The organism is Lacinutrix himadriensis (assembly GCF_001418105.1).
GTDB classification, from domain to species: domain Bacteria; phylum Bacteroidota; class Bacteroidia; order Flavobacteriales; family Flavobacteriaceae; genus Oceanihabitans; species Oceanihabitans himadriense.
Genome location: NZ_LIQI01000018.1, coordinates 41,300 through 64,294, shown reverse-complemented (window position 1 = coordinate 64,294; position 22,995 = coordinate 41,300). Strand labels below are relative to the sequence as shown.

Here is a 22,995-nt window from a genome sequence, read left to right as displayed (position 1 = left end):
TCTTTTCAATACTAATTAACGTTTCTCTAAAAGTACAACGGTTTCTACGTGTGCTGTGTGTGGAAACTGATCTACTAAACTTATTTTTTTTATGTAATATCCTGCCTGCATCAAGGTTTCGGTATCCTTGCCTGTGTTGCAGGGTTACAAGATACATAAACCATTCTATCTGCATTCAAATCAATAATTTTTCGAAGCGTTTTAGGGGCTATTCCTGCACGCGCTGGATCTAAAATTATAGTTCTTATTTTATCTTTATATTCTGAGTGCTCGAGTAAAAATTTTCCAACATCAGCAGCAAAAAAGGTTAAACCCTCAATGTTATTTCTTTTGGCATTTTTCTTCGCGTCTTCAATTGCTGAAGCAACAATATCCACACCAACTATTTTTGTGTTTTTAGATTTTGAAGCAATAATTTGTCCAATGGTTCCTGTTCCACAGAATAAATCCATTACAATAGTATTGTCAATCGCTTCTTTGTTTTCTAACGCATAATCAACAACTTTGGTATATAGTCTTTCTGCGGATTTGGGATTGGTTTGAAAAAAACTTTTCATACTAATCTCAAAGTTTAAACCTAAAAGTTCTTCAATAATTTTATCTTTTCCGTAAACTAAATCGATGCTTCCTGTAGTTGCAATAGTTCTATCTCCAGTTTCATCATTAATAGTATGTAAAAGCCCAGCGACTCTGTTTCCAAATAATTCTACTAATAAGTTAGCAAACTTTGTTAAGTCAAATTTTGGTAAATCATAAGAAGTAGTTACTAAATTGAATAAAAGCTCATTGGTTTTATAGGATTTACGTACCACTAAGAAACGGAAGAATCCTTCTCTTTTTGGGCCATGCCAAGGCGCTAATCCAGTTGCTTCACAGTAGGCTTTAATCTTTATAAGATTGTCTTCAAATTCTTTATCGAACAATCCGCTATCTTTATCTAAGTTTTCACCACACCACCAAGTTCCTCGTTTCTTAAAACCTAATGTAAATTCATCCACATCGGTTTTTTCTTCTCTATCGTATCCAATAGCAGAGAAGCTATATTCCATCTTATTTCTATAATGGAAGTCGTTAGGTGAAGTAATAAATTCATCAAATAAGTCTTCAATATTCTCCACTTTACCAATGCGTTTAAATAATTGAAGTGTACTATCTTTTTTATATTTGTGTTGTTTTTCAACAGGAAGCTTAATGTATGGAGCACCTGCAATTTCTTGAAAAGGCATCTCCATTTCATCACTTGAAGGTTCTAAAACTTCAAATAATTTACATTCCGCGTACTTTTTACTTGATTTTTTTACCTGTGCTTTCACTAGTTGTCCAGGTAATGTATTCGGTACAAATACTACAAATTCTCCATGTTCATTTCTAATACGCCCAATTCCTTTTCCGCCAAAGGCATAATCTTCAATCTTTATTTCTATAATTTGTCCTCTCTTAACAAATTTGTTTCTTTCTCTTTTTGGCATCTATTCTATTTTAGAATGCAAAATTATAAAAAAAGCACCTCGATTAAGGTGTTTTTTCTATTTATGTTGATTTGATTATTTCTTAGTCCATTTATCTGAAATTTTTTTCATTTGTTTTCCAACTACTACAGACCACTAAGGTCAAAAAACAATACCATGTTTAATGCAACAATACCCGAACGAATACCAAAAAGAAGGTTGAAAATATTGCAATAATAGCCGTAAATAAGATGTATGTAATTTGACTTATCTTTAAAAGATTTTGGGTTTATTTTAAAAGAATACCACTTTCGTGGAAAAAAAAATGAACCTTTTAACTTTTTTTACGTCTTTATTATATGAGAGTAACAAATATTCATAAGCGGAAGCTACAGCAATCTATAGATAACGTATCGCTTCTATTTAATACGTTAGCAACAGATAAAGATTTGATTTGGCCTTTTGAAAATTGGCCAGCAATGCGCTTTAAGGATGGTGTAAAAGTTGGAAGTAAAGGCGGACATGGCATTATTCGATATAGCATCATTGCATTGGAAAAAGGAAAAAGTATCACCTTTAAATTTTCTAAACCGGATGGTTTTATAGGAAATCATACCTTGTATCTAAAAGCCGTTTCAGAAAATGAAACAGAAATTACGCATGAAATTAAAATGCATACCGCAACTTTAAAAGCTTCCGTTTTATGGCTTTTTGTAATTAGATGGCTGCACGATGCTTTATTGGAAGAGGCTTTTGATAAAGTAGAAAATCATTTTATGGATGTGAAGAAACTTCCAAAGTACAATATTTGGGTACGTTTTTTAAGAAATAAATATAAGAAGAAACCGTAGAAACTAAACAAGGGGAATTGAAAATAGACAAACGTAGTGATGCAAAATTGGTATTAGCTTTTCAATCTGGAGATAAGAAAGCGCTGGCAACGCTTGTGAAAAGATGGCATCTTACGTTTTGTAAAAAAGCATTTTGGTTGGTTAAAGATGCCGATGTAGCAAAGGATATAGCACAAGATTCTTGGCAAACCATTATTGCGAAAATAGATACTTTGAAAGATACTAGTAGTTTTGGCAGTTGGGCTTTACGTATTGTGTATTCTACATCTTTAGATGTTTTAAGAACTAAGAATAGTGAGCGATTTAAGCAGGAAGAGTATGTGAAAAATCAAGAGGTTATAGTAGAAGATAACAATGAGAATACCACTTTAAAAAGGAAACTCTTATTAGCCATTCAAGATTTACCAGAACAACAGCAGCAGGTTATTAAGTTGTTTTATTTGGAAGAATATTCATTAAAAGAAATTAGCAAAACGCTAGATATATCTCTAGGAACAGCGAAATCTAGATTGTTTTATGCTAGAGAGAAATTAAAAACAATACTAAAAAATAGAAATTATGAAAAATAATAAGGAAGATATAGACAAATTAATAAAAGATACATTAACACAAGAAGAAGCAAAATTCTATGATACACTAGAAGAGCAAAGTGTTTTAGGGATGATTTTCGGGTTGTTTAAAGGAAAAAATAAATGGTTATTAATACTAATGAATATGATGACTGTTGTGTTTTTCGGATTCTTTATATATTGTGTAGTGCAATTCTTTAGTGTGGATACTACCAAAGAGTTATTAAAATGGGGACTAGGAAGTATCGTGTTTATGATTGGCGTAAGCATGCTTAAGATTTTTGCTTGGATGCAAATGGATAAGAATGCATTACTTAGAGAATTAAAACGTTTAGAACTTCAAGTATCTTCATTGGCAGGAAAAATATCTACCTAAGATATTTAATTCGACACTAATATTTAGTAATTTGCAGGTCTTTAGGGATGATTTCTTTCCCACGCTGAATTTTCAACTTTTGAAAGGATAAAGGTAGAAGAGGAATAGTTTTTTTATTAATTAAAAATTATTTAAAATGGCTGTTTTAGACCAATTAACATCGCAAGAAGCGATGGACTTAGAAAACAAGTATGGTGCACACAATTACCATCCACTTCCAGTAGTACTGAGTAGAGGAGAAGGTGTGTATGTTTGGGATGTAGAAGGAAAAAAATATTATGATTTCCTTTCTGCTTACTCTGCAGTAAACCAAGGACATTGTCATCCAAAAATTGTTAGTGCTATGGTAAACCAAGCACAAACACTTACATTAACTTCTCGTGCATTTTATAACGATATGTTAGGAACGTTTGAGAAATACGCTACCGAAACCTTTGGTTACGACAAGTTGTTACCTATGAATACAGGTGCAGAAGCAGTAGAAACTGCTTTAAAACTGTGTAGAAAATGGGCTTATGAAGTAAAGGGTATTGATGAAAATGAAGCCGAAATTGTGGTTTGCGAAAATAACTTTCACGGAAGAACAACTACTATTATTTCGTTTTCTAACGACCCTGTAGCTAGAAAAAACTTTGGACCTTACACAAAAGGATTTATTAAAATTGAATACGATAATCTTAAAGCTTTAGAAGAAGTACTTTCTAGCAATACCAATGTCGCAGGTTTTTTAGTAGAACCAATTCAAGGAGAAGCTGGTGTTTATGTACCAACCGAAGGATATTTAACAAAAGCGAAAGCTTTATGTGAAAAGCATAACGTTTTATTTATTGCAGACGAAGTTCAAACTGGAATTGCAAGAACTGGTAAAATGTTAGCTATTGATCATGAAAACATTAAAGCAGATATATTAATTCTTGGTAAAGCATTAAGCGGTGGAGCATATCCTGTTTCTGCTGTTTTAGCAAATGATAACATTATGAATGTTATTAAACCTGGAAATCATGGAAGTACGTTTGGTGGTAACCCAGTTGCAGCAGCAGTTGGTATGGCAGCTTTACAAGTGATTAAAGACGAAAAACTTGCGGAAAATGCTCAAATTTTAGGAGAATTATTTAGAGCAGAACTTTCTAAGTTTATTGAAACATCTAATATTGTTAATGGCGTAAGAGGTAAAGGTTTACTAAATGCTATTTTAATTAATGATGATGAAGAAAGTGAAACCGCTTGGAACATCTGTATGGCTTTGCGTGATAATGGTTTATTAGCGAAACCTACACATGGAAACATTATTAGATTTGCACCACCTTTAGTGATGACTAAAGAGCAATTACTAGATTGTGTTGCTATTATAACAAAAACACTTAAGCAATTTGAAGTATAAGTCTTTTTTAAAAAGAAGTATAAAAAAAAGCGACCAATTGGTCGCTTTTTTTATTTTGTATAATTGGTCAACCTAATTTAGGCCAACCAATTTATTTCGTTTTATTCGTTTTATTCGTTTTGTTGTTGCCATTGGTCCATTACTTCTTGAACGTTTTCCATATACGCATCCCAACCACCTATACTATAGATTTGATATACAGAATACAATAAAGAAAAAACAGCTAAAGCGAGTCCGATAAGGGCAATTATTTTAGCGGTTTTTACTTGGCTAAAATTAGAATACAATTCTGGATTTTGCATATATAATGCTTCATCTTTTGTTACTAAGAAATAAGCAATTCCAGAAAAAAGAAGTCCTCCAATTCCCATGCTACAGCAGCATGCTATAAAAGAGATAATTCCTAAGACTAAAGCGATTGTTGCATTTGGTAGTTTTTGTTGTTCCATTGGTTGTTAGATTAGTTATAAAAATTTTAAAATATAACTTCCCATTATTATTACAATATTAATAATAGCAAGTGAAATGATTATTCTATTTGCGAATTTGAAATTCTTAAAATGATTTATTAGTACAAAGCCAAAAAGTAGAATTAATGTAAAAATTGCAGGATACATCTTAAATGCTGCTGTTAAATCTCCTTGAAAAATTAAAGAAACAGAACGCTGCATTCCACAACCTGGGCATTCTATACCAAGTAGTTTTTTGTTTAAGCAAGGAAGCATGTAATCTTCAAAGGAAGACATAAATATCATTTTATTGAATTACAAATGTATAAAAAAGCCAATGGAGTTCCATTGGCTTTTTTATTTATATGTTTAATATGTTTATTTTTTTTGCGAAATAATCACTTTTTTACTTCTTGTTGTTTGATTAGCAAAAGTCACTTTAGCGATATAAACACCTTCACTTAAGTTTTTAGTAGAGAATGCATATCTATCTTGAGTAGATAAATTATTTTCATTAAATATTCTTTTTCCTGAAACATCAAATAAAGAAATCGTTTTTACTTCTAACTGATTTGGGTTTAAAACAGTTAGTTGTGCAGATGTATTATTTTGCATAACTAAGAAATCGGCATCATTAAATTCTTCCGTAGAAAGGCTTTGGTCTTGAAATACTATTTCAAAACGATCTGTATAATTACCAGGTTCTAATGTGATTTCGTATGCTTGATCTTGTAAATTAACAAATAAATTGTTTTCAATGTCATGAATAAATATTGGCTGACTGGAAGCAAAGTTTTGAACATCATAAAGACCAAATCTTACTAATTGTTGGTTGTTTACCTTTACTAATAAAGGAATTTTTAATTCTTCATTATAATCGAATGCTTGAATAGCATAAGGTGTTCCGTCAAGAGTCCAATTTGCATCCGAACTTACTTGTTCAGAAATTTGCGCTTCTAATCCATAATCAAAACCATCTGTTGCAGTATGATGAAAATTCATAAGTAACTGACGTGTGTAGGAATTATTTCCATTATTGTCGAAACCTACATTAATTCTAAAACGTTTAAAATCTTCTGGGACTATGTTGTAGCCTTCTTCATTATATCTAGCTTCTGGTATAGTATTGATATCTGTTTCTTCTTTTGTTGAAGATGTTTTAAAAAACTCACTATTCGCATCAGATTGCTTGTAAAAAGCACGATGTGAATTCGAAAAAATCACACTAGACTGTGGTGCTGACGGACTACCTTCCATCATAAACCCTTGTCCGATAGGTATATATCTTCGGCCTACTTTTGTTCCAGTTCCTGCACCTGGACCTCCGACAACTGTTCCATCTAACAGATACATTTCAAAAGCTGCATGAGTAAAAGATTCTACACCAGCGGCAGAAATTGTATATAATGCATAACCACCAACATAGTTAGATAATACATGTGAAGTAGCTCCTGGAGCCTGTTCCCAATACTTTAAAACACCAGTAGAGTTATTTTGATTGTGTGTATTGTGTATAAAAGGTAATGCATCTAAAGCAGAAGGATACGGGTTACCAACTAAAGTTTCTCTATTTGGATTTAACGTTACAGTTATATCTCCATTATTTGCACGACCTCTAAAATCATATTTTACTGCTCCACTTGGATTTCCTTTCATACTAAAACCATAACCAGGGGCTAATGTACCATTAGGATCACCACCCACAGGTATAGAACCTCCTCCTAATCCAATCCAATCTTCATAAGCGTTTGTAGTTGTTGGTAAGCCAATAAATGTATATAACCAATAACTAGAAATTTGTGTTGCTGTACCATCATAACCTGCAACAAAGCCGTAAGGAGTTGTATTTGTAGGAAGAGGGCCAGTTTCAAGATAAAAGCTATTATTTGGTCTTAAAGCCGTATTACCAGCAGTTCCACTATTTTGACCTACAGGCGAAGCCCAATAATTATACATATACGTATTAGAATTACCAGTTTGTTGCACACTAAGTTGGCCCGCTCCAGTATTTGTACTTGTTGTAGTTGCATTACTTTGTAATAATTGCGCGTCATTACGTAAATATAGATGGCCGTTAGTGTCTAAATTAACATCATCGGTTACATATAAAGGAGCAACATTTGGTACGCTTGCAAAAGCAGTACCATCCACATAAACATAGCTGCCATTGCTAACAAATAAATCGGACTGTGCAAAACTTATGCTGCAGATGGTTAATAGTAGTAATGAGAGGGAATATTTCATGAGGATTAATTTTTACTTATAATGGATTAATTAGTACAAAGTTAACGAATTGTTATTCTTGATTAGAATTTATTTTAACTCTTTTTGTTAAAGGATCAGAATCTTTAGAATCCACTTTTTCTATAGTGTTTTCTTTAGGTTGTATGTTTTCTGCAGGAGTTATATTTTTCATATCTGTATTTTTAGTTTTTTTATTAGCAGATGATACTTCTACTTTTTGCTTTTTTTTAGAAATCACATTACTAGGTGTTTCTTTTGTATTAGAAGAATTTTTTTTACGAAAATTATCAGTCATTTGTAAATCCTCAGATTTTCCATATAGACTTGGCATTAAGTATGTACCTCTAGCTTCTCCTTTATCTTCTTCCATTATACGTTTGTTTGGATGTTTTTGTAAATATGGTCCATTCCTTTCAGCAGTTAATTGCCAAGACACCTTTTTTCCAGCTACACCACCGGCAATAATAAATAAGCCATTTTCTACTTCTTTTTCAATATATAGATTTGGCATTGCTGCACCAATTGGAGTTAATTGGTAGCTTGCATTTTTGTTTACTGCGTCATAATAATCTGGTAAGCTAACTGTAGCCTTTCCGTTTGCATCAAAAACTTCTTTCCCTCTATATAAATTTAATATTTCATTAGATTCAATACTAGCATGTTTTAAAATTTTATTGGCCGGGTCTAAAGGGTGATCCATTCTAAAATATTTAACTCCAGTAGCACCAGAATCGCCATATGAAAGCACACCGTAACCTAAAATAAGGTTTGTAGTATAGCCTGCTATACCATCAAAACCAATACCGTTCACACCTTCACCTCCAGCAGCAGTTCCTCCATTTCCAGAAACTCCCACACCTGTTGTTGTTGTTGCATATCCAAAAACACCCATTTCAGTTCCTGTTCCAGCGACACCACTGCCGTTTGGGTTTAAGTTAAAAGAGACTAAATTATTACCTAAACCTATTGTTCCAGTCCCAGTAGTACTATCAGCAAAACCAGCAATACCAATTGATAGTGCAGCTCCAGTAATACCTGCACTATCTCCAGTAATAGTATAAGGACCTCTATTATCACCACCAACAATTATTCCATGACCAGCGGTTCCAGTATTTAAAAATAGACCTGCAAAACCAGTATCATCAGTAGCTGTTCCTCTTACCCCAATTCCAGTAGTACTAATTCCATAAACTCCAGAGCCAGAATTGCTATCACCATATACTCCATCACCAGCATTAGCTGTACCCCAAGTTCCATCAAAACTTACAGAATCACCCCAAACACCAACTCCAGAATCACTATCTCCGTATACTCCTTCTCCAGAAGTACTAAAACCACGAACACCATCTCCAGTTGTTGCTTGACCTTGTGCACCAACACCACCTGTAACATCTCCTAGAGTTCCAAAAGTAGAACCAAAACCAACTACTGCGGCAGATGAATTAGATTGTCCTTGTAGTCCTACACCAGTATTTGAAACTCCGATTGCTCCAATACCAGATGTTGCATCACCCCAAAATCCATAGCCATTTGTGGTATAACCATTTACAGCAGAAAAACCTATAGAACTAAATTGATCACCAGTTAGAGCATTAGTTGCTCCGTAACCAACGGTTATTTGCCCATTTGCTTGTACGCGCATACGATCTACATTGTTAGATCTAATGTTTAATGCATGATTACTTATAGTACCAAGAAATTCTGTACCAGTAATTGCATTACCTGCTAATGTCCAATCATTAGCAGTTGCACTTCCGCCAATTGGAACCCAAGCTGCACTATCCCAATAATAAAACCCTACACCTGTACCTATATCTAAATTCCATACTAAGAGTCCTGTTGCGGGAGCAGTTACAGGAGCGGCGGTGGCTAAATCTGTAATTGTTACACGAGGAACTAAAAGTCCTCTATTTGCATCATCTAAGTCTAATAGTGCACCAGAAGCAGGAGTAGTGGTACCAATACCAACTTGTGCAAATGCAGTTATACTAAATATTAATAATAGGTAGGTAAATAAGATTTGGGATGGTATAGGTTTAGTAATATTTCTCATAATACAGTCCTTATTTAGAGTTAATAAGTAATAATTTAATTAAAATTTATTTAAGTTATGATTATTATTAGCTATTTTCGACCAAAAGTATTAATGCATCGATAATTATATGTTTTTATCTAAATATTTGAGTTATATATTGATTTTAATTGGCTGTATTGTAGCTGTTTACGCTCAGGCGGAAGCGAATCAAAATACAGGAGTATTAGTGCTAGGAATTGTGGTACTAATGTATGGTTTATATAGGGTGTATAGCACCATACCGAATAAGAAAGAAGAAGAAAAGGATGAGTTTTAAAGTTGGTGATTTTGTTTTTGTTTTAGATGATGATTTATCTGGTGAAATAACTAGTATTTCTAATGCCGTTATTACTATTTTAACGGAAGATGGTTTTGAGTTAGATTTTAATAGCAAGGAACTTATAAAGCAAGAAAAAACGAATGCTTTAAATCAAAATGTTTTTAAGAATAGTTCTTTTCAAAATGTAGTTTCCGAAAAAGAATCTAAGAAAAGAAAGCAAGTAACCAAAAAGCCTAAAGAGCGCTATGAACCTACTTTTGAAGTAGACTTACATATTCATCATTTAACAAATTCTTCTAGAGGCATGAGTAATCATGAAATGCTTAATTTACAATTAGATACAGCAAAAAGACAGCTAGAGTTTGCCATACATAAACGCATGCAAAAAATGGTGTTTATCCATGGTGTAGGAGAGGGTGTTTTAAAAATGGAACTGGGGTATCTTTTTGGTAGATATAATGTGAAATATTATGAAGCCAATTACCAAAAATATGGTTTAGGTGCTACAGAAGTTTACATCTACCAAAATTAGAAATTATAAAAAAGGTATTTCTACCGTTCGCTCATCTATTAAGCTATCATCTTCAAGGGTTCCAAAGTCTAAATAATCATAAGTGATTGAAGGTAATTCTAGACTAGTAATTTCAAGTGTTACCTTAAAAGTTTGCTGTATAGCATGATCTTTATGCGCTGTTGCAGGAACGGTATTTGCTACATCCGGATTTAAATAATCTGCAACGGTAATAAGTGGGTTGGTACTTGTGAAATCGTTGGAAGGATCTTCGTCTTGACTATCGTTTTCTTCGTCTATAGTAAGCACGCCATCACCATCATCATCTGGATCTAAATAATTTGGAACGATGTCAATACCTAGGGCTACTTCATCTGCTTCATCAGTATTTAATGGGTTTGTTAAAGGGTTATCATCTCCATCGGCATCCGCCGTATCAATTTCATACTTTGTAAGTACATTATCGCCATCATCATCTTCATCTAAATAATTTGGTATACCATCTCCATCGGTATCATCATTGGTAAGGTCTCCATCATTATTTATATCTTCCATTTCGGCAGGGATACCATCATCATCATCTTCAACTACAGAAATATATACGGTTGCAGTTCCAGTGGTACTTTCTTCATCATTGGTAATCGTTATATTAGAAGGAGGTACATCGTTACAAAAGAAATCTGTTGGTGTAGCGTTATATCTTCTATAGTTAAAAAAGTTTGAAGTTCCGTTAATGGTATATGCTTCTTCTGTAAGATATAATACGCCATTATCATCTGTAGCTATTAAACTATCTAATGTTTTTGTTACAGAAGTGATTCTTAGTGAAAGCGATTCCGCTGGATCTTCTTTTATTTTATAAAACACCAATTCGCCGCAAGCTTCAAAAGTATCTTCAAAATCTAATTCTTCCGTAATAATATCTCCATCATCACAGGAAACAAGTATAAAAAGAGATAAAAAAACAAAAAGTAACTTTTTCATAGCAATGTAATTTTTGAACAAAAATAATAGAATTGTTAAACTTATAACGATGCTTCTTGTTAATAATTTTAATTCCTCTATTTTTGTTGCTTCTAACAATCAATTTCTATTTATGAAAACCGTTTATTTTGATAGTGCTGCAACAACTCAAGTTCGAGATGAAGTAATAAAAGATATGCAAGATGTTCTTGCAGTACATTATGGTAACCCATCATCAACACACGCATTTGGTCGTGCATCTAAATCTATTATTGAAACAGCAAGAAAAACGATAGCAAAACAACTACATGCTTTACCACAAGAAATTATTTTTACTTCTGGAGGTACAGAAGCAGATAATATGATTTTACGTTGTGCAGTGAGAGATGGTAATGTAACCACTATTATTACTTCGCCAATCGAGCACCATGCCGTTTTGCATACTGTGGAAGAATTAAGAAATGAATATAATGTTACCGTTGAGTATGTCAAATTACAACATTGTGGTACGCCAGATTACGAAGATTTAAAAAGGCTATTATCTGCTAACGATGAACGTAAACTAGTTAGTTTAATGCATGTTAATAATGAAATTGGTAATATTCTAGATATAGATAAAGTGGCTAGTTTATGCCAAGCAAACAATGCGCTTTTTCATAGTGATACGGTACAATCTATTGGTCATTTTGAATGGAATGTAGAAGAGACTCCTATAGATTTTATGACTGCTGCTGCACATAAATTTCACGGACCAAAAGGTATTGGTTTTGCTTACATACGTAAGAACAGTAATTTTAAGCCTCTTATTTTTGGAGGATCTCAAGAACGCGGACATAGAGCAGGAACAGAACCTGTGCACGCTATAAAAGGTTTAGAAACTGCTTTTAAACTAGCATATCAAAACCTAGAAGAAGAACGTGCTTACGTACAGGGTTTAAAAGACTATTTTAAAGTGGTACTTAAAAAGGCTATTCCTGAAGTAAAATATAATGGAAATTGTGAAGACCAAGTAAAAAGCACCTATACTTTAATTAATGTGTGTTTACCAATGAGTCCGGAAAAAGCATTGACTTTACAGTTTCAAATGGATTTAAAAGGAATTGCTTGTTCTAAAGGATCTGCTTGCCAAAGTGGAAGTGGAAAAGGTTCGCACGTTTTAGCGCAAATTTTAGATGAAGAAGATATGCAAAAGCCATCTATTCGTTTTTCTTTCTGTAAATACAACACCAAAGAAGAGATTGATTATGCGGTTGGCGTTTTAAAGGAGTTTGTTTAAATTAAAAAGGGTGTATTTAGTAAAATGCACTTTGCCTATTTTTAGTTTAATTAAATTGTTGAAAGCAACTATTATAAAACATAAAAAAACCTTCAGAAATTATTTCTCTGAAGGTTTTTTATTGCAATTAATCAACACTTAAGCAGCTTGTCCTTTTTTGTGAACGCTGCTTTTAATTTTAGTTTCCCATTTTTCTAATAGAGCAATTTCATTGGTCATTTCAATGTTTACATCTACGTTGTAAAATTCTAAAACTTCTTTTTCCTTGTTAGAATTAAATCCAATAACCAAGTCTATTTTATCGGTTTCCGTTTTAAAAACGTTATTGCTTTTAAAGGTTCTGTTCGTTCTAACAATTTCACAAGAACGTATAGTATCTAAATCCATGATTTTGGTATTATACACATCATCAATTATTTTAGAATATATTAATTTGTTCTTGCTTTCGTCTATAGCAATAGCGTAGTAGGTTCCCCAAAAATCTGGAGTTGTAACATTTAAATCATTTTTAAAAGCTTCTTCTATAAATCGTTTTTTAGATTTTTTCTTTTTATTGGTTTGTGATCTTTGTATAAATAGGATTGGTAATATTACTATAAGGGTAATTATAACTCCGATAATGGTGCTTGTTGATTCCATAATTTTATTTTTTTATTTTGTGTATATAGTGAATGTCTTGGCTAAAAACCAAGGATATAATAAGGGGACAACTAATGCTGTTTTGTTCGATTAGTTGTTCGCGTAAATAAAAAAATAATTTCTATGAAAAGGTGTGGAAAGGGTAGAGTAGTGCATCCATAGTTAAACCAGGATGGATGTGTATACTATGGGAAATATATTGATTGTCTTTCGTTATGGTTTGATTTTCAGCGTATTTAAAAAGCGTAAGATGCGATTTAAGTTTATCTGTTTGAAAATCGGGAGCAGTTCCATTTGCTAAATCAGCAAGAGGTTCTAAATCTGGAAATACAGAAAGCTCTGGTGTTTTAGCGTCAGAATGATTAAGAGCAAGCTGATGTTGTTGACTATTATCTGAAACAACCTCTATTACAAAATTTTGCATAGAAATACTCATGCTTAAACTATAAGCAAGGAGCAGGCTTAACGCCATTATATTTCTAAACATTTGTTTCATGATAGCAAAATTACTACTGTTATTAATTCGGAATTAAAAAAAAATGTTAAATTTTTTAAAACTTCATATTTAATCTCACATTAAAAACTCTTGGTGTTAAGTAATTTGGTATTGCATATTGGCGTTTGCTATATACATCCCTAACCCAAGTGTTTGTAATAGAGTTTTGTACATCGAAAATATTAAATATTTCAACACCTAGAGCAAGTTCTTTAAATGGTTTTTTCCAACCAGTATCAAACTGCTTTTTGTCGTCTACTATTACATATTGTACTCCTAAATCTGCACGTTTATAATCTGGTAAACGATTTTGATACACATAAGGATCTGCATAACTAGGAGATCCACCAGGAAGTCCGGTGTTATACACCAAGTTTAAATACATTTTTAAGTTTGGCATGTTTGGTACATAATCTTGAAACAATGCTGCAAATTTTAAACGTTGGTCTGTAGGTCTTGCAATATAGCCACGGCCATCAATATTTTCTTCGGTTTTTAAATAACCAAAACTAAACCAAGATTCTGTTCCAGGAACAAACTCTCCGTTTAACCTTAAGTCTAATCCGTAGGCATAGGCTTCGGCATTGTTATCTGCTGCGTAACGTATTCTTACGTTTTCAACGGTATAGGGATTGACATCGTTTATCTTTTTGTAATACGCTTCACTAGTAAGTTTAAATGGTCTGTTCCACATTTTAAAACTATAATCATTTCCTAAAACAAAATGTATAGATTGTTGTGCTTTTACATTTGGTTGTACTTCTCCATTTTGATCACGTAATTCTCTGTAAAAAGGAGGTTGGTAATAAAAACCAGTTCCAAATCGAAACAGCATGTCTTTTTTCCAGTTTGGTTTAATTGCAATTTGTGCTCTAGGGCTAAATACGGTTTGTGAAGAACTTGCAATACCATCTCCTTGTACATTCCAATTATGCATCTTGCTCCTGCATTTACCCAAACTTTACTATCGCCAACATCAAATCGTCTGCTCCATTGTAAATAGGCTTGAATTCTGTCTATAGATGTGTTGTTTGTAGCTCTAACATTTTGATACGCCGTAATTGGGCCTTCGTTTGGTTGGTAAGGTTGGTTATCAAAATTATCTAGGTTTGGCGGATTAACAGTAAATCCTGCCGAATCAATAACTTCCCATTCTACTAATCGATCTCTAATATCTTCGTTAGTGTATTTTATAGACCATTCGAAGTTGTTTTCATTCATTTCGAAATCTCCTTTATGCTCTATCGTAGTAATAAGCGCATCTAAATCGTTTCTACCATGATTTAATTGTCCGCCAATTCCTTCGCTAAATTCTACTTCTCCTAAATCTTCATCACCAATATTGGTGTTTACTTCTCCAAGTCTGTATTGCGCAAGAATATCAAAATACTCTTCTTCTGTAGTGTGGTATGTGGAAGCTACTAAGCTTAAATTTAAATCGTCGTTTACTTTATACGTTCCTTGTAAAGCTCCAAAAAGTGTTTGGTATGCATCTTTTTCTTGTCCTTCATAAAAAACAAGTAAAGCAATAGGATCTGCAAGTGTTCCAAAATTAGTTTGTCTTGTTTGTGGCTCGTAATTGTATTTGTTAATGGAAGCATTTCCTAAAAAGCTTAAGCTAAATTTATCTGTAAAATTATAAGTTACAAAAGACTGCACGTCTAAAAATTTAGGATCGTAATTGGTTTCTGTTTCTTTTGCATTCACTAATAAACTATTGTCCCTATAACGAACACCAACAATTCCTGTTAGTTTGTTATCATTACTAACCGCTTCAATAGCGATACTTCCACCAAGTAAGCTTAAATCTGCAGCAACACCAAATTCGGTTGGTTTTCTATAGGTAATATCTAAAACAGAAGAAAGTTTATCTCCATATTTTGCTTGAAATCCTCCAGCAGAAAAATCTACATTCTGTACTAAATCAGTATTTACAAAACTTAAACCTTCTTGTTGTCCCGAACGAATTAAAAATGGTCTGTACACTTCAATACCATTTACATATACTAGGTTTTCATCATAATTACCACCGCGAACCGAGTATTGTGTACTTAACTCGTTATTACTATTTACACCAGGAAGTGTTTTTAATAAGTTTTCTACTCCGGCATTTGCTCCAGGAATTTTTCTAATAGTTGCAGGTTTTAAAGTAATAATACCTTCTACATCTTTTCTTTTTCTTCCAGAAATAACAACAGTAGCAATTTGCTCTACATTAGTTTGCATTACCGGATTAAACTCTAGCTCTTCGCCATTTTTTAAGTTAAAAGTAGCAACCGTTTTTTTTAATGAAATATGTGTAAAGGTTACGGTTATATCTTGGTTAGCAGGTATTTTTAAAATAAAAAAACCATTTTCGTTAGTAGTGGTTCCTGTATCATCAACTCTAATATTTACATTATCGACAGGGTTATTGAATTCGTCTAGAATGACACCTCTTAGTGTTCCTGTTTGTGCAAACACGAAAAAAGGTAAAAGAATAAAGAGAGAAGTTAGGAATTGAAATTTAGTATTCAAGATAGTTCGTTTTTATTTTCGGTAAAACATAGTTTCAAATGTAGAATTATTTCCAACATTATCTGTAACAATTAGCTTTAAATTATTTTTAGTTTCTGTGGAAACGGCATCATTAAAGTCGTAAGTTAACGTTTTTGTTTTATAATCGTACTCGGTTAAAATCCATTTTCCATTTAAAGTAGCTCGGTAATTTGATATTCCGGAACCTTTATCTTCGATTTTTATTTTCAGGAATCTGTATTTGCTTAGCCATTTTCCTTTGGAAAAGTTTTTTGGTGTTATAGTAGGAGCAATGGTATCTGTAGCTAAAGCATATTTACCTAAAGTTTTTGTGCTCGTAGTTAAAATGCCTTCTTTTCTTTTTGTATTCGAATACAACGGATAATCATTCCAACCCACCAATCTTGCAATATATACTTTACTAGCATCTTCGGTTTTATACCCATTTAAGTCATAACTAATATCAAAATATTTTCTTGCGGGAATGATGTCCTTATGAAGTGTTAATGTATCTTTTTCGACTTTAAATTCTATAAAAAAGTCATCATAAAAAGTATTACTCGAAATATTTACTTTTACACGGCCTTCGCTTAAAACTTCATCTTGACTTTGATAGATATAATGTGGAGTAGTATTGTCTTCTAAAGGTAAAACGTCATTAGATTTTAATCCTTTAATATTAATTTGAAGCCAAGCATCGTTGTTTTCAATATCGGAAACACGTACTTTATATACAGAAGAAGTACTGTCTTCAACTTCTATATAGCCATCATTTGAATTATTATTGTAGATGCTTAACGGATTATTTGCTTCTATAAATAACTTTTGAAGTCTTTGTTTCTTGGTTTTATAAAGATCATAATCTATTAACCGATTTAAATGTTTGGTTTCGCTAAACGAAAAACGCTTAAAATCTAATTCAAAACATAAATCGCCATTATATCTTGTTTGAATATTATACACACCGTTTTTGTTTGCTGCTAGATCTTGTCGGTCAATGGTAGCAATAGCAAATCCTATTTTACCATAAGCTTCTATATTTTCAACAGAATAGGAGCCGTCTTTATTATCTATTAAACGAAGTTTTTGTTTTATTTTAGATTTGTTTATATGCGCATCGGGACCGATTGGATAGGCGTATACTTCGGTTATGATTGGTTTGGTGCTGTCTTTGATATCTAATCCGAAAAGTAACGGATTTATAGGTCTTTCTTCGTTGTCTCTAATTTCGTAATGTAAATGTGGACCGCCAGAACCGCCTGTATTGCCAGAGTAAGCAACAATCTGTCCTTTTTCTACTAGGAGTTCTTCCGAATTTGGAAATAGTTGAATTTCAAAAGACTCTTCTTCATATTGATGCTTTTTCACATAGGCTTCAATTTCTTTTGAAAAACTCTGTAAATGCCCATAAACGGTAGTGTATCCATTTGGATGTGTAATGTATAAGGCTTTTCCGTAACCAAAATGAGAAACTTTAATTCTGCTTACATAGCCATCTGCGGTACCGTATACATTTAAACCTTGACGCTGTTGCGTTTTTAAATCCATTCCAGAGTGAAAGTGATTCGATCTTAGTTCACCAAAAGTACCGGCAGCAACCAAAGTAATATCCAAAGGAGATCTAAAATAATCTGTAGGATAGATGCTTTGCGCACTACTTAAAGAAGTGAAAAGTAGAAATAAAATAAGTAGAATTCTCATATATTAATTTATAAAGCTAAAATATTAAAACGAAGTGAGCTTAACCAAAAAGTTAGTAAATAATCATAAAAATATTTATAGAAAATTTTCTATAAAGATATACAAATGAATTTTTTAAAGCAAGGATTATCTCAAATACAACGCCATTGTATTGATATTTAGTGTATTTCATTATTTTTTAATTTAATTAAAAAAACAATTGCTAATTTGCGCTAGGTATGTTAACTTTGTGAGATAAGTATTGAATTTGTAAATGAGTCATATTGAAGATATTGTAGATGCTTTAGAAAATAAAATTAGCAAAGTATTGCATAAACAAGAAGTTTTAAAGCAAGCTAATATAAAACTAGAGGAAGATTTACAGGCATCTAATCGAGAGCTTCTACAAGAAAAACAGCAGATTGTTGTTTGGCAAGAAAAATATGAAGCACTCAAAATGGCAAATTCTTTGCTTGGCAGTGATAATAATAAAAGAGAAACTAAGCTTAAAATAAATGCATTAATTAGAGAGATAGATCATTGTATTGCACAACTCTCTGAATAATGATACATAGTTAAATGGCAGAACAGCTTAAAATCAAGCTATCTATAGCTAATAGAGTATATCCGTTAACCATCAGCCCTAATCAGGAAGAAGGTTTGCGAAAAGCAGCCAAGAAAATTGAAGCTATGATTACCCAATTTGAGCAAAGTTATTCTGTAAGGGATAAACAAGATGTATTAGCAATGTGTGCTTTACAATTTGCATCGCAAACAGAACAAAAATCTATAGATAAAGACAATGTTAATGAACATGTAGAAGATAAGCTTAATGCTTTGAACGAATTGTTACAGGAACATTTAAATTTATAATACGTTCTTTAAATAAAATAAAGGTTACTGCCTGCATTAATTATTTTTTTTGATAAACTCAACGTTAATTCTTTAAAAAGGGTGAGTTGAAGCTGTAAAAGCGAGCTACCTCGAGTAGATACTTGATCAGCTTGTTAGCCCTAAACTTGTTTTTAAGGAGTTTATACAAAACCATAAATTGATGTGGGCTTTTTTATATAATAAATACTAATTAACTAAACATGGAAAACCCAATTGTATTAGCAATAATAGGCGTTGTAATCGGCGTAATTATAGGATACATTATAGCTAAAGCATTAGAGAAAAGTAATGCATCAAAATTAATTAAAAGCGCTAAAAAATCTGCTGCTTCCATTCTTAAAGAAGCAAATAGCGAAGGAGAATCTATTAAAAAAGATAAAATCCTTCAAGCAAAAGAAAAGTTTATTGAATTAAAATCGGAACATGAAAAAGTAATCTTATCTCGCGATAAGAAAATGGCCGAAACCGAAAAACGTATTCGAGATAAAGAATCACAAATTTCTAGTGAACTTTCTAAAAGTAAAAAATCCAACTCGGAAGCAGAAGCTAAAATAAAAGACTATAACCATAGGCTTGATATTATTGAAAAAAAGCAAGAAGAAGTTGATAGATTACATAAAAGTCAAGTACAACAATTAGAAGTTATTTCTAGCCTTTCTGCAGAGGAAGCAAAAGAACAACTTGTAGAATCTTTAAAAGGAGAAGCTAAAAATGATGCCATGGCATTTATACAAAGCACCCTTGAAGAAGCTAAAATGACTGCACAACAAGAAGCTAAGAAAGTTATTATTAATACCATTCAACGTATTGGAACAGAAGAAGCAGTAGATAACTGTGTCTCTGTATTTAATATTGAGTCTGATGACGTGAAAGGACGTATCATTGGTAGAGAAGGAAGAAATATTCGTGCTATAGAAGCGGCAACAGGAGTAGAGATTATTGTAGATGATACTCCAGAAGCTATTATTTTATCTTGTTTTGATTCTGTAAGACGTGAAGTTGCTCGTTTATCTTTACATAAACTAGTTACAGACGGACGTATTCATCCTGCAAGAATTGAAGAAGTTGTTAAGAAAACACAAAAGCAAATAGAACAAGAAATTATTGAAGTTGGTAAACGTACGGTTATCGATTTAGGTATTCATAATTTACATCCTGAGTTAATTAAAATGGTAGGTAGAATGAAATATCGTTCTTCTTACGGACAAAATTTACTACAACACTCGCGTGAAGTTGCTAAACTTTGTGGTGTAATGGCTGCAGAATTAGGTTTAAACCCTAAACTAGCAAAACGTGCCGGATTATTACATGATATAGGTAAAGTGCCAGATGCAGAAGCAGACATGGAAACACCGCACGCTATTCTTGGTATGCAATGGGCAGAGAAATTTGGTGAGAAAGACGACGTTTGTAACGCTATTGGTGCACACCACGATGAAATAGAGATGACTTCTTTACTTTCTCCTATCATTCAAGTATGTGATGCTATTTCTGGTGCAAGACCAGGAGCAAGAAGACAAGTATTAGATAGTTATATACAACGTTTAAAAGATTTAGAAGATATTGCCTTTGGTTTTCAAGGGGTGAAGAAAGCATATGCTATTCAAGCCGGACGTGAACTAAGAGTAATTGTAGAAAGCGAAAAAGTATCGGATGAAAATGCAGCCGACTTATCGTTTAATATATCGCAAAAAATACAAACAGATATGACGTATCCTGGCCAAGTAAAGGTTACGGTTATACGTGAAACTAGAGCTGTAAATATAGCGAAGTAGTAAATTTGTTTATTAAGTATAAAAAAAAGTCTAGCTAATTTGCTAGACTTTTTTTATTTGGAAACTTTATGGTAAATGTTGTTCCTACATTTACCGTGCTTTCCAAATCTATAGTGCCGTCAAATGCTTCAATTTGACTTTTGGTAAGATAAAGACCAACCCCTTCTGCATTTTCATTATTATGAAAAGTTCTATATAATTCAAAGACATCGTCTCCATACTTATCTAAGTCAATACCTAAACCGTTATCACTAATCTTAAGTATGATATGTTCTGGAGTAACTTCCGAATTAATATCTATAATAGGTGTTCTGTCTGGATGTCTGTATTTAATTGTATTAGAAAGTAAGTTTTGTATGATACTTTCAAAGTAAGCTTCATTGTATTTTAAATGTAAATCTTTGTCTAGATTAAGATTAACAATACTCTTGTGTGCTTTTAATTCTACTTCTAAAAGTTTAATAGTATTTAATACATAATTATGTATGTTGATAGTTTGTATATTTTGATCTCTAGAAGCTTGTGTAGTTACAATCTTGTTTAAGTTGCTAATGGTTTCGGTTAGCGAGTTGTTAACTGTTTTTAAATGTGTAATTAACTCGTTTTTTTCGTTTTCATCTTCTGCTTCATCTAAGAATCCTAATAAGCTATCAAAATTTGAAGTATGTGATTTTAAATTGTGGGTTACTATTAACGCAAAGTTTTTAAGTCTTTTGTTTTGATCTTTTATTATGTTTTGGTTAATAGCTATTTTTTCTTCTTGCTCTTTACGTTCACTAATATCTGTATGCGTACCAATAATTCGAGCGGGTTTCCCAAAAACATCACGCTCAATTACACGACCTCTATCTAAAATCCATTTATACGAACCATCTTTGCATTTAACGCGGTGTTCGTTTACATAATCTGCATTTATACCAATAAGGTGGTTGTAAAAGTCTTGAAAGTAATGCTCTTTGTCTTCAGGGTGAACACGATCATTCCATTCTTTAGCAGTGTTTCCTATTTCATTATCTTCAAATCCTAAAATATTTTTAGATTCTTTCGAGTAAAAAACGTTGTGCGTGATAGCATTATAATCCCACGCGCCAATATTTGAATTTTCTAAAGCAAATTTTAAAACTTGCTCTTTAATATCCAATTTATAATTGTCAATGGCCTTGTTAGGAACAGTAGGATTTGAATTGATTTCGTTACTCATTGTAGGTATTTAATTAGCTTTAGGGGAGTACAAAAGTAAGCTACTATAATTTATTTCTTAGTTTATATATTCCTAAAATCAAAACATACACGATTAAGTGCTTGTTTTAAACGCTAAAATACACTATTTAGATAAGCTAATAAAAAATATAGACGATTTTAACAATTAATTCACTAAAAACGGAATGGGTCTTTGTGGGGGAAAGATTAAATTTTTGATTTATTTGTTACGGTAATGATAAAAGTAGTTCCTATACCTACTTTGCTTTTTACAGTAATTTTGCCGCCAAAAGATTCTATTTGGTTTCTAATAAGATATAAACCCACACCTTCGGCATCTTCATTGTGATGAAAGGTTTTGTATAAACCAAAAATATCTTTTCCAAACTTGTCTAAATCTATTCCTCTACCATTATCAGAAATTATTAAATCTACAGTATCCTTTTTATAGTTGTAATCAATATTAATTACAGGATCTCTGTCTTTGTGTTTGTACTTAATGGCATTTGTCAATAGGTTTTGAATTACACTTTCAAAATAAGAGAAATTATAATAAATAAAATATTTTTCATTTACATTATTATGTACCGTTGCTCTGTTTTCTTTAATTACAAAATCTAGTGTTTTTAAAACGAGGTTAACCTCTTTGGCTACAAATATTCTTTCTATTTTTTTGTTCTTGTTAGATTGTACAGATACAACTTGATTTAAATTATTTATGGTTTTGGTTAAAGAGGAGGAAAGTGTTTTTAAATGCACCATCAATTCTTCTTTTTCATCTAGGGATTCTGCTTCATCATGAAAATCAAGTAAACTTTCAAAATTACCTACATGCTGTTTTAGATTGTGGGTGACTATATGTGCAAAATTCTTTAGCTTATTGTTTTGTTCTGTAGCAATATGTAAGGCTTCAATGACTTTATTTTCTGCTGCTTTTTGATTGGTGATTTCTGTATGTGTACCAATAATGCGTTTAGCTTTACCATCTATAGTGTATTCTACAATTTTACCTCTATCTAGAATCCATTTATAATTCCCATTAATACATTTTATTCGATGTTCATTTTCATACAAAGGGTTTAATCCGTTTAGATGGTTTCGAAAATCTTTAAAATATTTATCAGTATCCTCTGGATGTACTCTGTCGTTCCAATCATTGATATTCGAACCAAAATCAGCAACATTTTCAAAACCAATTAATTTTTTAGACTCGTTAGAAAAGAAAATCTTATTTAAATCCGCATCAAATTCCCAAACACCAATATTTGTATATTCTAGCGCAAGCTTCCACTTGGAGTCGTTTAAAGTTCTTAAAGCATTATCATTAAAAAATCCCTGGTTTAGAGTAGTCATAGATATAGTATTTAAAAAA

General features: G+C 32.3%; 22 protein-coding genes, 1 other RNA gene and 1 pseudogene. 11 read left to right on the top strand and 13 right to left on the bottom strand.

Features of this window, described 5'->3' with window-relative positions:
- Window positions 1–15: 15 nt before the first annotated feature.
- Complete coding sequence (locus AMD28_RS19075; RefSeq protein ID WP_338035228.1) at window positions 16–111, bottom strand: hypothetical protein; 96 nt, start codon at window positions 109–111, stop codon at window positions 16–18.
- A complete protein-coding gene (gene rlmD / locus AMD28_RS05590) occupies window positions 111–1,469 on the bottom strand; it encodes a 23S rRNA (uracil(1939)-C(5))-methyltransferase RlmD (RefSeq protein WP_338035226.1) in 1,359 nt (452 codons plus the stop codon). Before rlmD ends, AMD28_RS19075 begins: the two co-directional genes overlap by 1 nt.
- Before the next feature lie 338 nt (window positions 1,470–1,807).
- On the opposite strand from rlmD, the gene AMD28_RS05585 reads away from it, so the two are divergent.
- The 4 genes from AMD28_RS05585 to rocD all read left to right on the top strand — a co-directional run bounded on the left by AMD28_RS05585 (window position 1,808) and on the right by rocD (window position 4,625).
- Window positions 1,808–2,299 carry a hypothetical protein gene (locus AMD28_RS05585; protein WP_055443171.1) on the top strand — a complete coding sequence of 164 codons (492 nt, stop codon included), beginning with the start codon at window positions 1,808–1,810 and terminating at the stop codon, window positions 2,297–2,299.
- A gap of 17 nt (window positions 2,300–2,316) precedes the next feature.
- Window positions 2,317–2,868: an RNA polymerase sigma factor gene (locus AMD28_RS05580; protein WP_055443170.1), complete on the top strand. Its 552-nt coding sequence runs from the start codon at window positions 2,317–2,319 to the stop codon at window positions 2,866–2,868.
- Window positions 2,858–3,244 (top strand): DUF6768 family protein, encoded by a 387-nt coding sequence (locus AMD28_RS05575; protein ID WP_055443169.1) that lies wholly within the window; start codon window positions 2,858–2,860, stop codon window positions 3,242–3,244. Before AMD28_RS05580 ends, AMD28_RS05575 begins: the two co-directional genes overlap by 11 nt.
- Window positions 3,245–3,380: 136 nt before the next feature.
- Window positions 3,381–4,625, top strand: coding sequence for an ornithine--oxo-acid transaminase (rocD, locus tag AMD28_RS05570; protein WP_055443168.1), 1,245 nt, complete (start codon window positions 3,381–3,383; stop codon window positions 4,623–4,625).
- Window positions 4,626–4,735: 110 nt separating this feature from the next.
- Here the strand turns inward: rocD and AMD28_RS05565 are convergent, their stop codons facing one another.
- From AMD28_RS05565 to AMD28_RS05550, 4 genes are all read right to left on the bottom strand, one after another.
- Entirely contained in the window at window positions 4,736–5,074 is a 339-nt protein-coding gene (locus tag AMD28_RS05565; protein ID WP_055443167.1) for a CCC motif membrane protein, read from the bottom strand.
- A 15-nt stretch (window positions 5,075–5,089) separates the two neighbouring features.
- Window positions 5,090–5,371, bottom strand: coding sequence for a DUF2752 domain-containing protein (locus AMD28_RS05560; RefSeq protein ID WP_152975554.1), 282 nt, complete (start codon window positions 5,369–5,371; stop codon window positions 5,090–5,092).
- Between the two features lie 81 nt (window positions 5,372–5,452).
- Window positions 5,453–7,318 carry a T9SS type A sorting domain-containing protein gene (locus AMD28_RS05555; protein ID WP_083478246.1) on the bottom strand — a complete coding sequence of 622 codons (1,866 nt, stop codon included), beginning with the start codon at window positions 7,316–7,318 and terminating at the stop codon, window positions 5,453–5,455.
- 52 nt (window positions 7,319–7,370) lie between these two features.
- Window positions 7,371–9,371, bottom strand: coding sequence for a hypothetical protein (locus AMD28_RS05550; protein ID WP_055443164.1), 2,001 nt, complete (start codon window positions 9,369–9,371; stop codon window positions 7,371–7,373).
- 127 nt (window positions 9,372–9,498) lie between these two features.
- On the opposite strand from AMD28_RS05550, the gene AMD28_RS05545 reads away from it, so the two are divergent.
- Together AMD28_RS05545 and AMD28_RS05540 are read left to right on the top strand one after the other, a co-directional pair.
- On the top strand, window positions 9,499–9,669 hold the full coding sequence (locus AMD28_RS05545) for a hypothetical protein (protein ID WP_241492449.1): 171 nt from the start codon (window positions 9,499–9,501) through the stop codon (window positions 9,667–9,669).
- On the top strand, window positions 9,659–10,204 hold the full coding sequence (locus AMD28_RS05540) for a hypothetical protein (protein ID WP_055443162.1): 546 nt from the start codon (window positions 9,659–9,661) through the stop codon (window positions 10,202–10,204). Before AMD28_RS05545 ends, AMD28_RS05540 begins: the two co-directional genes overlap by 11 nt.
- Window positions 10,205–10,207: 3 nt before the next feature.
- On the opposite strand, the gene AMD28_RS05535 is transcribed toward AMD28_RS05540, so the two are convergent.
- A complete protein-coding gene (locus AMD28_RS05535; protein WP_055443201.1) occupies window positions 10,208–11,167 on the bottom strand; it encodes a hypothetical protein in 960 nt (319 codons plus the stop codon).
- Between the two features lie 112 nt (window positions 11,168–11,279).
- Between AMD28_RS05535 and AMD28_RS05530 the strand changes: the two genes are divergently transcribed.
- The gene (locus tag AMD28_RS05530; protein WP_055443161.1) at window positions 11,280–12,422 is read left to right on the top strand and encodes a cysteine desulfurase family protein; all 1,143 of its coding nucleotides are present in this window, start codon (window positions 11,280–11,282) and stop codon (window positions 12,420–12,422) included.
- A gap of 138 nt (window positions 12,423–12,560) precedes the next feature.
- Here AMD28_RS05530 and AMD28_RS05525 read toward each other — a convergent pair whose 3' ends face one another.
- The 4 genes and pseudogenes from AMD28_RS05525 to AMD28_RS05510 all read right to left on the bottom strand — a co-directional run bounded on the left by AMD28_RS05525 (window position 12,561) and on the right by AMD28_RS05510 (window position 17,775).
- Window positions 12,561–13,061 carry a hypothetical protein gene (locus AMD28_RS05525; RefSeq protein WP_055443160.1) on the bottom strand — a complete coding sequence of 167 codons (501 nt, stop codon included), beginning with the start codon at window positions 13,059–13,061 and terminating at the stop codon, window positions 12,561–12,563.
- A gap of 121 nt (window positions 13,062–13,182) precedes the next feature.
- Window positions 13,183–13,485, bottom strand: coding sequence for a hypothetical protein (locus tag AMD28_RS05520; RefSeq protein WP_152975553.1), 303 nt, complete (start codon window positions 13,483–13,485; stop codon window positions 13,183–13,185).
- 127 nt (window positions 13,486–13,612) lie between these two features.
- Window positions 13,613–16,074, bottom strand: a pseudogene (locus AMD28_RS05515) (TonB-dependent receptor).
- 12 nt (window positions 16,075–16,086) lie between these two features.
- Window positions 16,087–17,775: a M23 family metallopeptidase gene (locus tag AMD28_RS05510; RefSeq protein WP_055443158.1), complete on the bottom strand. Its 1,689-nt coding sequence runs from the start codon at window positions 17,773–17,775 to the stop codon at window positions 16,087–16,089.
- A gap of 253 nt (window positions 17,776–18,028) precedes the next feature.
- Between AMD28_RS05510 and AMD28_RS05505 the strand changes: the two genes are divergently transcribed.
- The 4 genes from AMD28_RS05505 (at window position 18,029) to rny (ending at window position 20,423) form a co-directional block, all read left to right on the top strand.
- Entirely contained in the window at window positions 18,029–18,319 is a 291-nt protein-coding gene (locus tag AMD28_RS05505) for a hypothetical protein (protein ID WP_055443157.1), read from the top strand.
- A gap of 14 nt (window positions 18,320–18,333) precedes the next feature.
- Window positions 18,334–18,627, top strand: coding sequence for a cell division protein ZapA (locus AMD28_RS05500; protein ID WP_055443156.1), 294 nt, complete (start codon window positions 18,334–18,336; stop codon window positions 18,625–18,627).
- Window positions 18,628–18,683: 56 nt separating this feature from the next.
- Window positions 18,684–18,790: non-coding RNA, 6S RNA (gene ssrS, locus AMD28_RS18345), on the top strand.
- Between the two features lie 58 nt (window positions 18,791–18,848).
- Entirely contained in the window at window positions 18,849–20,423 is a 1,575-nt protein-coding gene (rny, locus tag AMD28_RS05495) for a ribonuclease Y (RefSeq protein WP_055443155.1), read from the top strand.
- Window positions 20,424–20,457: 34 nt separating this feature from the next.
- On the opposite strand, the gene AMD28_RS05490 is transcribed toward rny, so the two are convergent.
- Both AMD28_RS05490 and AMD28_RS05485 read right to left on the bottom strand, forming a co-directional pair.
- A complete protein-coding gene (locus tag AMD28_RS05490; protein ID WP_055443154.1) occupies window positions 20,458–21,624 on the bottom strand; it encodes a sensor histidine kinase in 1,167 nt (388 codons plus the stop codon).
- 206 nt (window positions 21,625–21,830) lie between these two features.
- Window positions 21,831–22,976: a sensor histidine kinase gene (locus AMD28_RS05485; protein WP_055443153.1), complete on the bottom strand. Its 1,146-nt coding sequence runs from the start codon at window positions 22,974–22,976 to the stop codon at window positions 21,831–21,833.
- Window positions 22,977–22,995 lie beyond the last annotated feature (19 nt).

Coding starts and splice junctions, on each gene's coding strand:
- AMD28_RS19075 (WP_338035228.1), bottom strand. CDS start 111: ATGCAGGCAGGATATTACATAAAAAAAATAAGTTTAGTAGATCAGTTT.
- rlmD (WP_338035226.1), bottom strand. CDS start 1,469: ATGCCAAAAAGAGAAAGAAACAAATTTGTTAAGAGAGGACAAATTATA.
- AMD28_RS05585 (WP_055443171.1), top strand. CDS start 1,808: ATGAGAGTAACAAATATTCATAAGCGGAAGCTACAGCAATCTATAGAT.
- AMD28_RS05575 (WP_055443169.1), top strand. CDS start 2,858: ATGAAAAATAATAAGGAAGATATAGACAAATTAATAAAAGATACATTA.
- rocD (WP_055443168.1), top strand. CDS start 3,381: ATGGCTGTTTTAGACCAATTAACATCGCAAGAAGCGATGGACTTAGAA.
- AMD28_RS05565 (WP_055443167.1), bottom strand. CDS start 5,074: ATGGAACAACAAAAACTACCAAATGCAACAATCGCTTTAGTCTTAGGA.
- AMD28_RS05560 (WP_152975554.1), bottom strand. CDS start 5,371: ATGTCTTCCTTTGAAGATTACATGCTTCCTTGCTTAAACAAAAAACTA.
- AMD28_RS05555 (WP_083478246.1), bottom strand. CDS start 7,318: ATGAAATATTCCCTCTCATTACTACTATTAACCATCTGCAGCATAAGT.
- AMD28_RS05550 (WP_055443164.1), bottom strand. CDS start 9,371: ATGAGAAATATTACTAAACCTATACCATCCCAAATCTTATTTACCTAC.
- AMD28_RS05540 (WP_055443162.1), top strand. CDS start 9,659: ATGAGTTTTAAAGTTGGTGATTTTGTTTTTGTTTTAGATGATGATTTA.
- AMD28_RS05535 (WP_055443201.1), bottom strand. CDS start 11,167: ATGAAAAAGTTACTTTTTGTTTTTTTATCTCTTTTTATACTTGTTTCC.
- AMD28_RS05530 (WP_055443161.1), top strand. CDS start 11,280: ATGAAAACCGTTTATTTTGATAGTGCTGCAACAACTCAAGTTCGAGAT.
- AMD28_RS05525 (WP_055443160.1), bottom strand. CDS start 13,061: ATGGAATCAACAAGCACCATTATCGGAGTTATAATTACCCTTATAGTA.
- AMD28_RS05520 (WP_152975553.1), bottom strand. CDS start 13,485: ATGCAAAATTTTGTAATAGAGGTTGTTTCAGATAATAGTCAACAACAT.
- AMD28_RS05510 (WP_055443158.1), bottom strand. CDS start 17,775: ATGAGAATTCTACTTATTTTATTTCTACTTTTCACTTCTTTAAGTAGT.
- AMD28_RS05505 (WP_055443157.1), top strand. CDS start 18,029: ATGAGTCATATTGAAGATATTGTAGATGCTTTAGAAAATAAAATTAGC.
- AMD28_RS05500 (WP_055443156.1), top strand. CDS start 18,334: ATGGCAGAACAGCTTAAAATCAAGCTATCTATAGCTAATAGAGTATAT.
- rny (WP_055443155.1), top strand. CDS start 18,849: ATGGAAAACCCAATTGTATTAGCAATAATAGGCGTTGTAATCGGCGTA.
- AMD28_RS05490 (WP_055443154.1), bottom strand. CDS start 21,624: ATGAGTAACGAAATCAATTCAAATCCTACTGTTCCTAACAAGGCCATT.
- AMD28_RS05485 (WP_055443153.1), bottom strand. CDS start 22,976: ATGACTACTCTAAACCAGGGATTTTTTAATGATAATGCTTTAAGAACT.